Source organism: Deltaproteobacteria bacterium, from assembly GCA_019308995.1.
In the GTDB taxonomy this organism is placed as follows: Bacteria; Desulfobacterota; Desulfarculia; order Adiutricales; family JAFDHD01; genus JAFDHD01.
In genome coordinates this window covers 1-11,345 of sequence record JAFDHD010000103.1, presented here as the reverse complement: position 1 = coordinate 11,345, position 11,345 = coordinate 1, and the positions used below count along the sequence as shown (strand labels likewise).

12 protein-coding genes are annotated in these 11,345 nt (G+C 48.4%); 1 reads left to right on the top strand and 11 read right to left on the bottom strand.

Going from position 1 to position 11,345, the window contains the following annotated elements; genetic code table 11:
• The 11 genes from JRI95_13865 to JRI95_13815 all read right to left on the bottom strand — a co-directional run.
• Window positions 1–2,189, bottom strand: a 2,189-nt coding sequence (locus tag JRI95_13865) for a hypothetical protein (GenBank protein ID MBW2062630.1), incomplete at its 3' end; no start/stop codon positions are given.
• A gap of 64 nt (window positions 2,190–2,253) precedes the next feature.
• On the bottom strand, window positions 2,254–3,363 hold the full coding sequence (locus JRI95_13860) for a hypothetical protein (GenBank protein ID MBW2062629.1): 1,110 nt from the start codon (window positions 3,361–3,363) through the stop codon (window positions 2,254–2,256).
• A 151-nt stretch (window positions 3,364–3,514) separates the two neighbouring features.
• Window positions 3,515–3,778, bottom strand: coding sequence for a hypothetical protein (locus JRI95_13855; GenBank protein ID MBW2062628.1), 264 nt, complete (start codon window positions 3,776–3,778; stop codon window positions 3,515–3,517).
• 232 nt (window positions 3,779–4,010) lie between these two features.
• A complete protein-coding gene (locus JRI95_13850; protein MBW2062627.1) occupies window positions 4,011–4,454 on the bottom strand; it encodes a hypothetical protein in 444 nt (147 codons plus the stop codon).
• 26 nt (window positions 4,455–4,480) lie between these two features.
• On the bottom strand, window positions 4,481–4,798 hold the full coding sequence (locus JRI95_13845) for a hypothetical protein (protein MBW2062626.1): 318 nt from the start codon (window positions 4,796–4,798) through the stop codon (window positions 4,481–4,483).
• Window positions 4,788–5,426 carry a DUF1018 domain-containing protein gene (locus JRI95_13840; protein MBW2062625.1) on the bottom strand — a complete coding sequence of 213 codons (639 nt, stop codon included), beginning with the start codon at window positions 5,424–5,426 and terminating at the stop codon, window positions 4,788–4,790. The genes JRI95_13845 and JRI95_13840 overlap by 11 nt, the downstream gene beginning before the upstream one ends.
• Window positions 5,427–5,463: 37 nt before the next feature.
• Window positions 5,464–6,108: a hypothetical protein gene (locus JRI95_13835; GenBank protein ID MBW2062624.1), complete on the bottom strand. Its 645-nt coding sequence runs from the start codon at window positions 6,106–6,108 to the stop codon at window positions 5,464–5,466.
• A 9-nt stretch (window positions 6,109–6,117) separates the two neighbouring features.
• Window positions 6,118–6,885 carry an AAA family ATPase gene (locus JRI95_13830; GenBank protein MBW2062623.1) on the bottom strand — a complete coding sequence of 256 codons (768 nt, stop codon included), beginning with the start codon at window positions 6,883–6,885 and terminating at the stop codon, window positions 6,118–6,120.
• Window positions 6,885–9,131, bottom strand: a complete 2,247-nt coding sequence (locus JRI95_13825; GenBank protein ID MBW2062622.1) for a hypothetical protein — start codon at window positions 9,129–9,131, stop codon at window positions 6,885–6,887. The genes JRI95_13830 and JRI95_13825 overlap by 1 nt, the downstream gene beginning before the upstream one ends.
• A complete protein-coding gene (locus JRI95_13820; protein MBW2062621.1) occupies window positions 9,121–9,522 on the bottom strand; it encodes a hypothetical protein in 402 nt (133 codons plus the stop codon). Before JRI95_13820 ends, JRI95_13825 begins: the two co-directional genes overlap by 11 nt.
• A gap of 111 nt (window positions 9,523–9,633) precedes the next feature.
• On the bottom strand, window positions 9,634–9,840 hold the full coding sequence (locus JRI95_13815; GenBank protein MBW2062620.1) for a helix-turn-helix domain-containing protein: 207 nt from the start codon (window positions 9,838–9,840) through the stop codon (window positions 9,634–9,636).
• A 76-nt stretch (window positions 9,841–9,916) separates the two neighbouring features.
• Here JRI95_13815 and JRI95_13810 point away from each other — a divergent pair, with 76 nt between their 5' ends.
• Entirely contained in the window at window positions 9,917–10,408 is a 492-nt protein-coding gene (locus JRI95_13810) for a helix-turn-helix transcriptional regulator (protein MBW2062619.1), read from the top strand.
• Window positions 10,409–11,345: the final 937 nt, after the last annotated feature.

The window sequence follows — 11,345 nt, the reverse complement described above, 5'->3', positions numbered from 1 at the left end:
GGCACAAAGGGAGTGCCGGTTTCAAAACCAAAAATATTTCCAATACCGCCCACAATGTCACTGGCCACGCCGCCAACCAGAGGGATTTCTTCGAGGATGTCCTGGGAGCCCTCCACCAAGGCGGTTCCTATACCTGTTTGATCTAAAAGATACCATCCCGCAAGCGCTCCAGCGGCGTAAGGAGCGTAAGGCGCGATAGAGGCCCAAAGGCCGGTACTGGCTCCGGTTCCCCCGGCCACAAGGTTGGCTCCGGCGTATGCGCCGGAGATGCCGCTTACCCCGCCAGACAGAGTAGCGGCTCCGCCGCCCCCGCCCAGTAAACTATAGAGGCCATAGCCAGTCAGCGCCGTGGAGCCGAGGCCCGTGCCGCCGCCCTGACCGGAAGGCAATCCAAAGCCGGGCAGATACGACATTCCCGGCATTCTGAAGCCCATGAGGCTGAGCAGGCCGGTAGCCGCGTAGGACATGGCGATCTGGCTAAAGATATCGATGGACGACCGTAACATGCTGTCCAGCATACCTTCCCAGGCGTCACCAATGCTGTCAAAATCGCCTTTAAGGCCGTAATACAGGGTATCTGAGAAGGTGTTGCGAACTTCGTAGAGCATGTCCCTGGTGAGGGTTTCACCCATCTCGGCCCAGTCCTGCCAGTCGTCAATGGTATCCTTCAGGCCTTTTTCAACGCCCTTAAAGAATTTGGCGTAACCGGGCGAAAGTTCATATTGCATAAGCTTGATTTGTTTTTGAATTGCTGCGGTAAGGCCGGAAAAATCTATATTCAGCCCTTTAGCTTCTTTGTCCGCCGCCGCCATCGCGATCCCGGCGTCAACCCATTCCATGCCCCACAGGTTGATTTCGTCGGCCCAGTCTTTTACAGTTCCACCACCTCCGCCGCCTCCAGTGCCGCCGCCTTTGTCGCCGGAACCGCCCGGTTTGGAAATGGTTGTATAATGGCGGGCCACTGGAAATTCTCCAGCATTTTCTAATTCCATAACCTTACGCAATTCATTACGCTGCACGATCAAGTCATGAACACGTTTTCTATAATTTTCAAAAGACTTATCGGATATGCCAGGCTTCATATAACCAAAGATTTCATTTATTTCACGGTTCAAGGCCTTTCGTTGGTTTTCTGGAATGGCAAATGCTTCTTTCTCTTTTTCGTATTCTCCGTATAATTTAGCGGCATATCCTGTTCCAGCTCCAATTATTGCGCCCACCTTCCCGAACTTGCTACCAATATACGCCCCGGCAAAAACTTCCCAGTGCTCGGCCATGAAGCTGACCAGGGGTTTTATTTCTACAAGAACATCGTATAAGCCGGACGCGCTGTCCTTGATGGCATCAATGTACTCGGGAACTTTCTGCGCGATCAGGTCGTCATTGTTTTCGATCCAGGACTCCAGGTCCTCGTTGATATCTTTTAACTGTTTTTTCAGCTCATCAAAGACCCCGGCGTCCATGACCAGCAGAATCAGGTCACCCAGTTTTTCCTTGGCGTCGCCGGCGAGGTTGCCAAGCTGTTTCAATCCGCCGTACCCGGTTTGAGCCAGGGCCTGAGCCTGCCCTCCGACCTGCTTTTCAATCTCGCCTAAAATGGCCGCGAAATCATTTGATTTGGCGATGTCCTCATCGATGGTGATACCGACGCGGCGGAGTTCGCCGGACAGGCCCATTGAAGCCTTGCCCAGCATGTTGGCCGCCTGCCTGGTGTCGCCGCCCATGAGGGCGGCCAGGTCCAGCATGATGGCTGACGTTCTGGGCAGCAGATCGTCCGTGATATTTTTGTACGTGAGAAGGAACTTCTGGCCTTCAATGGTAGCCTCGTCTCCGAACGTGGTCACTTCCTGAAGGGCGCTGGCGACGCTTAAAAGCTGCGCTTTCAGCTCCGGTGAATACCGGCCCATGCTTCGCATGGACTGTTCCATCCCGGCGGTGGCCTGCTGCTGTGCGCCCGCGTATTCAATCCATTCGCTGGCCCACGACTTGATTTTACTAATTGCCATAAAGCCGCCGACAACAGCGATCAGGCTTTTCCAGTGCCCGGCGCTCGCCTTGGTTTTCTTGTCGAGCCGATCCATTGCCCGGCCAACGCCTTTCAGTTCGCTCTCGGTTTTATCGCCGAACTGCTTGACCTTGACCGATCCCTTGTCGTCTACGATCAGCTCCAGTTTCAGTTTCCTGGCCATTTTATGATTCCCTAATCTTCATTTTAAAGGTGACCAAAAAGAGTTTACGCCGTTCGCCGACAGCCTACGGGGTGGATTTATAGGCACCACGGTAATCGCTAACGGCCCCCGCGTATTCATGCCTGATTTTAAGCCCAAACCAGTCCCCGGATATGGCCTTGTCTGACAAGGGGCTTTGCTCGAAGTAGATTTCCGGCTCTTCCTGGCCGTTTAAGTATTGCATCTCCACAATGGGAACTTCTTCAGGATTACGAATGACACCCCAATCAGTATCGCTGGTCAGGAAAGGCGGCGTGGCGATCCGTTCATTATTTGCTCCAAAAAGCCTGTACCAGGGGTTTGGCTCTTTCGCGGTCAGATCATTAGACGTATAGTAACTTTTAGACTGATTCAGCTTAGCCGCGTCATCCCACATGGATATAGGCACGGCCAAATGCCATTTAAAGTTAGAGAGGTCCAGCCCGATCTTGTCAGTCGATGGACCTGGCTCGGTCATGCTGGCCAGGGCCGTAATAACCGCAGTCACAGCCGAAATGCTGAACGAGTCGCTCCCCAAATTCCCATGCGCTTCTGTAAACCAGGACGTGCCGTCATTGCAATTAGAGTTATCAACAAAGAAGCTCCAGACATACCGCGCATGCGTCTTTCTGGCCACGAGCCCCGATCTGTCCATTAACTTTTTTATAAGCCCAACCTCATTGTTGATAACAACCATGCGGGATATCGGTATGGCAGTGCCCTTCTGAAGCAAATCAAAAGCGTTTTCAGCCTCTGTAAGCTCTTCCATTTCCGGATAATCTTCAGCTTCAGGATCGATATCAGGCAGATCAGGCCAACATCCAAGCTCAACAAACCTTCCTTGATGCAAGTGGCTGGCGGGGCCTTTCTGGCTGATCAAGGCATTTTCAAAATAGTTGATCTTGCTATAGCCAGCAGATAAAAACCTGTTTAAGGTGTTGGCCAGGGCTTTGGGAAAGGAGCTTGAAGTAATGGCCATACTGGCCCTCAACTCTTCAGGCAATCCTCTTGGATTAAAAACACCCATAGCGCTTTCATCGCCTGTGTAGTAACCATAAAGGTCAGGAAGAGTCTTAAAATGTTTAGCTCTTCCGTCCGGCTTTTTCAGGCCAAATACTACGTCCATTGCTGATTGCAGATCGTTAAATGCGTCCATCTTTCTCCCTCCTCGATAAGGTTTATTAAAGCTTCCGTTATGTGAAAAAACCGTCGTGATCTCGGCCTTGCCCGCCGTGGTCTTATTGCTGTTTTTGACTGAATTAACTTGTCGCGAGTTCATTTGTTTCCCTTTTAAGACGTTGCGGCTTTCAGTTATGAGCCGCGAAAAGGTTTAGAGAATTTAATTCAGTAATTTGTTTATACAGTTCGCTGATTTCAGCCGGTGTAAGACTTTCTATGAAACTCGCGTCATCAATCACAGCCTCAATCGCTATTTTAAACAGGGCGATTTTATACTCTTCAAAAAGAACGCTGCCCGAGCGAATCAACTTCTGAACAATCTGCCTTTTTTCTGCGGAACTTAAGGTGCGGATTTTGATTTCACGACCGCCAACATTGATTAATTTTTCCATGTCTTAAAACCTCTTTCCTCGAACGCAATATCAAGCCAACCCTTAAATCCTCTAAACTTGAGCAACACCCGCCTCACTTTCAGCCCTTTAAATAAAAGAAGGGGCTGCCCATTTCTAAAGCAACCCCCTCTCGGCCACCCCTCTTTTATTTTTTCCCTGGCAGAGCGGCGAGGTTACCGCCTTTTCGGTGATCAGCCTAGCCAGGGAAAGTTGACTTTTGCCCCTTTCCCGGTTATCCTACAGCTACTCTCGGGGCTTGATCCTGAGTGTTATCAAGGGCCTCTTCCGGGCTTGTCGGTAAGGTGGAGGCCCTTTTTTCCTGGTCAGATATCATTGTAAAAGACAGCCCATTGCCCGGCGTTAAATCCTGGATGAGTCTTTTCAGGTTTTCACTTGGTGTAAAATTCAAGCCGATTATCTCACCATCAAGCTTCCAAGGATAATCATTTGTGGCCTTTTTGATTTCAATTTTACCCAAACAGGCTTCAACAAGATCACAAAGCTCCGCAAGGTCCTTAAACGTTTTGCTCATCAGGGTTCTGCCGATATCCCTGACTTCAACAATGCCTTTTCCGTCAAAGTCGCCCTCATCCAAGAGGGTGAACAAAGAATGCAGGTCATAAACGCATTGTTGAATGGCGTCTACCAAGTCGTGATTATAAGTATTTTTTCCCAAAGCCCCTCTCCTTTCTCAATCAAAGATTAATCAAATAGATCAATCATCTGGCGTACGAGCCGGTACAGCTCCTCTTTTTTTGAGTAAGCATGCCCGGCGTCAAGCCGGTCCTGGCGAATCTTTTCTTCGACCTGTTTTTTGGTAAAGCCAAGGGCCTTTCCGACCCGCAAAGCCTCATCAGTTACAAATTTGGGACTGCGCCTTTCGGCCAGCCGGTAAGCGGTGTCCAGTGAAACACGGGCTTTCCGGCTCAAATCCTTAAAGGTCAGTCCCGCATCAGTCATGGCCAGCCGGAAATTTTGAGACAACGTCAAGGCCGGTATCATCTCCCTCTTAGGTTTCATTAACTCCCCCCATATTAGCCTTACCCTTCTGTTTCAAAGGCGTTAAAACGGCTTCAACATGGCTGTCCCTAAGAAAAGCCAGGTCAGAGACCGGCCCATCTTCCAGGCTTGCGGTTTGCCGAGCAATAAACCCTCTCAGCCCGCTCACCCCGGCGCGTCCATCCTCAAAATTCAACTCCCAAAGCGATTGAATCCAGGCCAACTGCTTATTTGAGGCATAACCGGGCCGCGACTTCGGAAATCGTTTCCTCCAGTAATTAAGCCGCGCAAAATACACCTCTTCAGGGCTCTCCTGTTTCCCGCCAGGGTGGACACCGTCCCCAGGAGCAGGAGGACCCTCCACAGCCGATGAGGGAGAAGGGCGATGTCCACCCTGGGAAGAAACAGGGGTTTCCGATATTCGCGGGTTCGTTACTCTCGCCCCTTTGAGCTTCAGCTCCTCAATGAGCTGCCAGCGTTCCCGGATGCTGAGCGAGCTGAGCGAAGCTTTACCGCTGATATTTCTGGCCAACTCCCGGCAATCATCCAGGGTCATAACGAGCTGACCCCTGGCCTTATGGATCGCGCAGTTTTGGCGGCTGTAAAGGCCATTTCCCGGTCTGTTTGATTTAAGAGAAGCGTTTTTCATGACCCTGCTTTTCATGGTGTTTTTTCTTAAACCATGTTCAAAAATTATCTGTTGCGGCCAGCGCGTTTTCTATAAGGGAAATCATATCTCTCAGATGATCGGCTGTTACAGCAAGGCTTTCCCTGCTGGCCTGGCACTCCCTGGCAACCGTTAAGGCCCTTTCCCGAATTTTGGCTGTGATCCGGTCAAGTTTGGCCGTTTTTCTTTGCCTTTTAATGGACGGCCAATCATCATTTAATTTGCTTTCAACTCCGAGATAAACCGATGCCTTGACCTTGCTTTGTCCGACCCTTTCAAAACCGGTCCTTTCAAGGTATCCATTCTTGACTAAGTAATTGACGTATCTGCGGCTCCAATCAAGACTGCAATCGGAAAGCTCAGAAAGTTTTCTCGCTGTTATGGGCTCCTGGCGCCTGGTTCGAATTCGGATAACCCGAACCATCCTTTTTTGGGCCTTTGCGTAATCCAGGTCTTTGGGTTCCCGGACATACTTATATGTGGCTGGCGCAGTTCGTTCGATATAACCGGCAAGCATGAGGTCTCGCGCGGCGTGAGAAATCCTGGCGTACCCTTTGGAGCCAGGCATTCCCAAGATTTCCTGAAGGCCCTTGATCGTAATTTCCCCGCTGGCTTTAATGGCCTCAAAGGTCCGTGATTGAGTGCTGCCTTCTCTTGTAACCATTGAAAAAACCTATCTCCCAACCGCGTGAAGGTGTTTGATATCCCCCCGCCTGTAGCGATCCGAAATCTCCCTTTTTTTGCTGGATTTCTTTAAGAGAGCCTCTACCATCGGCAGACCAATTTCCCGCGTCTTGTTGACCGCACAAGCTCTTTCAAATTCCAGCAAGTACCCTACCACGTAACGAAAGTCGCCTTCTGTAAAGCGGCAGAGCAGTTCAGAGGCCTCAGGGCTTACCTCCAAACCTGTCCATTCCTTGGTAATGAGAATCATCTCAGGAGGCGAAAGGGGCTGGAACTCAACAATACCAGCCGGTAAAATCCGGCTCCAGAACTGCCCGTATTTCTGGAGCTTCCCGCATATCTCCTCCATGCCCACCAGGATAATGGGCACCTTGGTTTTTTCGTGCATGTCCTTGATCATATCGAGCATGATACGGTGCTTGAAAAGGTAATCAGCCTCATCAAGAATTAAAGATTCGCCTCTTCTCCTTAACTCCCGGCAAATCTGATCAAAACGATCCACGGTCCGGTAGTCAGGCAGGAGTTTCATTTCATCACAGATGCCTTTCAGGAGATCGCGCACACGCCACAGGGCCTCACACATCACATAATAGACGTTAGACTCGCCATAAAAGTGTTCAATGGCTTCAGTTTTGCCCAGGCCCCACCGGCCATAAAATAGCCCAAGCCCTGGTAGGCTTGGATCGCGGTTTTTCAACTCAGCAATCGCTTTGATAATGGCATGATAATTGTTGGTAGCGAAAAATGATTTCTGCATCAGGCGACCCTCCTTCCATGCTGATGTTTAAGGTAAGAAAAGTCAGCTTCGTATAATTTCTGCATTTGCCGATATTCCTCACCGGCTTCATATTCGGCCTGAAACTCGCGGTCGGCCTCAGAAAGACTCTCGCCTTTAGCCAGCTTTTTAAGAATCATCCGATACCGCTCCTCTTCGGAAAAAGGAATTAGCTCTTGAGAGCAATCGGCTTCCGCAGTATTAACCTGGTTTTCATCCCGATCCATGCCGCCAGTTGTCAGAGCTAAAAGAGCTTCATGGTCATGCCCTATTGGCGGCGGGACTTCTTTTTGAATATTTGCTAAAGCAGCTTTATTAAGCTGCCCCTGGTATGCTTGAAGTTTGATCTTTTCCATCATGACAGGATCGTCAGGCCGGATAAAGGACGCGCGGCGAAGCCGCCTGCCGTCACAGACATATTTCCCATCCAGGTAAACCCGCGTCATTTTGAGATCGAAATCGAAAAACACCGTAACGAACCGGTTAATCAGCTTGTTTAAAACGGCCGCGCCTGACAGATCGGAAGGTATGTCAAGCTCAAACTCGCGGCCCATAAGCTTAAAGCCGCCCCAGTTGTGGATTTTGACCTGCTCCTTTTTGAACAAGGCAAAGGTGAGGAGTTCCGGTTCGACTTTTTCCGGCGCGCCAAAGGCCTGAAAAACCTCGTTTGGCGACCGTCCATCCATGCCGTGGCCGGAGTGCGGCGTCTTGTTGTAACCGTAGACAACCCATTGATACCAGCGCTCGCAAAATTCCTCAAAGTCGAGAATCGCTCCGGTTTTAATCTCGTGAGCCAATTTTTCAGGCCGCTGGTCATGGCCTGAGCCGCACCAACCCGGCTGTTGTCTGGAAAAACTTTGCACCACATTAATAAAGGCCCGTTCGATGGGTTTGGCCCAAGGGTGATAAGCGGTCGCATAGCGCTGGTGAATATTCAGGCGGGCATACACCCCGCCAACGCGAACATTTTTAATCGTTACGTTTAAGTTGCCGCGCTTTTTAACCCAGGCCCCCTGGCCAGGGTCGTAATCCAGGTCGATATAAAAAGGGTCAATCCCCAAAGCGGCAAAGCGTTCCATGATTTCAGGATAGTCGATCGGGCCGATTTGAACAGATTCGCCGTTCAAATACTTGGATCGGTAGTCTTTGCCATTATCGACATAGACACTCCAGGGAAGGCCGTGTTGAGGAAAGTTAATGTCCTTTTTCTCTGATATGGCATGAGCCAGGGCCAGGGCGATAGTTTTTGAGTTCGGCTGAAAGGAGATACACCAGCCCATGAAGGAACGGCTCGCCATGTCCATCCAGGCGGTGAGCCAGGGCCGAAGAATTTTACCGCCAGGCCCTTTTACAAAGACATCAAAGATATGATGATCCCCGCACCACATGAAGTTCGACCAGATTTCCTTGTAGTCCCGAAGTATCTTCAGTTCATAATCCGCTTGGTAGCGTTTGACGCCTTGGCGAGCCAAAACTTTCAAACTTTCATCCATCTGCTGGTTCAAAACATTCAGCAAAGAATTATACGAACCGAACTTCCAGCCGCGAATGCTGGCCTCATTGATCGTCTGATCGTAGACATCGGAAAAATTTAAGAATTCCTGGGAGAGCCATAAGCCCTTGGCGTAAGCAATCGCTTCTTTTGAAAAGGCGCGACAGGCCCCGCGATTGTTTCCATATCCCGGTGTCAAGGCCAGGATCTGAGCCATGACCGCGTCCTGGCCGATTGATTGAGCTGCCTTTATAGCTTGGTCCGCTTCCTTCATGTATTTGTAGAGCGTTGCCAGACTGACACCCTGAGATAACGCATAGCGCTTGAGGGCTGGAGTGGCCTGTTTGGGGTTGCGCGATTTAATAGATCGCGCCTTATTGACCATCCCGAGCCGCCTTCTCGCTTCCTCACGGCAGGATTCGGGCCTGGCTGACCATTCAGCCAGGCCCGAACCGTTTGTGGAGGTTGGCAGAAAGGAGGACTCGGAGCTTATGGAAGAAAGAGACTTTTCAGACTCTTCATGATTTACTTGTTTTTCAGAAGTGGATGATTGAATGGTTTTTTTTATTTCTTCGGGCAACGAAGCGGTTATAAAATGTTTCACCCTACCGCCGCGACCTCTGCCTTTAGCGTGTTGAAACGGCCAGCTCTCCGAGTTGGCACGTACCCTTAAGGCCTTTTCCGAAAGGCCGGAAAGCTTTGAAAGCTCCCTAATTGTAATGATTTCAGATTTCATTATCCAAAAATTCCAAGGCCACTCGCGCTTTTTTGGTGGCGCGCCTTTTTGACTGTTCGGCTTTCGCCCAATCGAGAAGTTTTTGATCTCGCTCGCCGATAAGCAAGTAGCCTAAAGGATCAATCAGGGCTCGAATCGGACCGATATCTTGAAGGACAAAACAGAAGATTGTCAGCCAGAAAAGGGTTGGTAATCGGTCGCGGTCGGCGTTTTTCGTCCAGGAATCAAGAGTCGCCTTTGACAGCCTCTTCTCAATGCCCTCTAAATGAGCGACATCGTTCATCTCGTCAACGATCTGATCCCGTGAAAGGTCGGATTTGGCCAGAGCCAATCGCAGAGCGCGCTTGATTTCATGACTCTGATTTAAAGAGCGCGTTTCAATTAGATTCAATTGGCCGTCCGTTCTCTTCATGCGCGTTTTGGCCCTAATGATTTTTGTACAAAATTAGTTAAAAAAAGACCTTGAAAAGGTGACAAAAGTAAGATAATGCTACTATTATATTTATTTGCCGGTTTGATGATCAGGCCAAAGCTCACTATGCGCGCGGCCTAAAACAAAGGAGATGAGTTTTTCAGCCCTGGGGGATTGCTTGTGACCATTGAGTACGCTACTAAGATACCCCCTGGTGTAGCCGGTTTTTTGAGCCAAGCCTTTAATCGTAAGGTCCTCATCGATCAAGACTTTCCGCAAGTTCTTGTTTTTGATCATATTGGGCCTCCAATTTTTTAACATTATTCGTTTTAAACGATCATAAATTGATTATAACGTTCAAGTCAAGGAAAAAATGTCTGACATTTCTAAAAAGATAAAAATATTACGGTCCGCGACAAAACGTACACAAAAAAGTTTCGCCGAAATGCTTGGATTTTCAAAGGGATACCTTGCCGACATTGAAACCGACAGAATTAAACCCTCCAGAAAATTTTTGGAGGCAATTCAGTTAAAATGCGGCGTTTCTATTGACTGGCTGTTACAGGAAGGAATAAAAGGGCCGTTATTTAAAGGGCGCACAAAGACCTGGGAGGACATTTTAAAGACCAAACCGCTACGGCAAGACCCTTTATATCATGGTCTAAACATAACAATGAACAGTTATAACAAGGCGTTACAGGATATGTTTAACGTCTTGAGCGAATATAAGTACAGTATGAGCGAAACAGACGAAATAGATGTTGAGCTTTTAAAGTCTAAGGGCCAGATGATGGATCTTTTAGATATTTTACAAACGTTGGTGTCTTCATTGTTCAACTGGACGCCTGAAGAAGGAAATAAATAAGAGCTCACACCCCGCGCCGTCGCGGTCGTTATGGTCTACGTCATCTTAGATAAGAGCTACCTGGACGCGGCGAGCCCGGAGCAAATCAAGTTCCTGTGCGCAAATCACACCGTTTTGATGGTTGACACTTTATTTTATGAATTAACCAGAACCAAAGAGCCGAGCATGAGTATCTGGACGCGGAATATGTTGCTCTGGCTTCCCTGGCTGGCGCTCTGGCGAGCAACGATAAGGATTTATATGAAAGGTTTATACTTGTCCGCCCGCCTGGCAGTTTGTTATTTACCCTTGAAGGCTCGTTCTGTTTGGACAAAAAGCGAGCATTTAGGAGTATTTCGGAGAAAATAAGAGATTTTCAGTGTTTTTGCCTAATTAATGGTTTTTAAGAGTAACTAACCATGTTAACCTACTTTTGGTTCAAAAACGGCTTGAAAGCCAAAATTTGGCGGGTTTTAGTCGTTTTTCAAGAATCAAGATAATATATTGTAATAATTATAAATATTTTAGTTTTAGAAAAAATTATGTTCTTGAAAAAATTAGCCTGACTAAAACCACGAAAAAGAGGCTATTTTGAGCCGTTTTCTATGTGACAACAGGGAGTTAAGCGAATTATTTTTTTCTAAAACCATGTTGGAATCAGGCCACAGAGAGGCAGTTTTTTCTTAAACTAAATTAGAACGAATTTAAAATTCACATATATCACATCGTATTGTTTTTTTTAAACATTTCCCGTATTATTCCACGTAATCCCTCATTATCCCGTTTTCTTAAACCATTATTAACACCACACTGTGATTGACGGTAAGCCTCTTGCTTGGCCGCCGCCCGCTTTAAATCATCCGGTGAGACAATATTATAACGATCAAAAACCGACCTTGTCTTGTGGCCTGATATCATCATAGCAACCCGTTCATTGATACCGGCCCTGACCATGTTT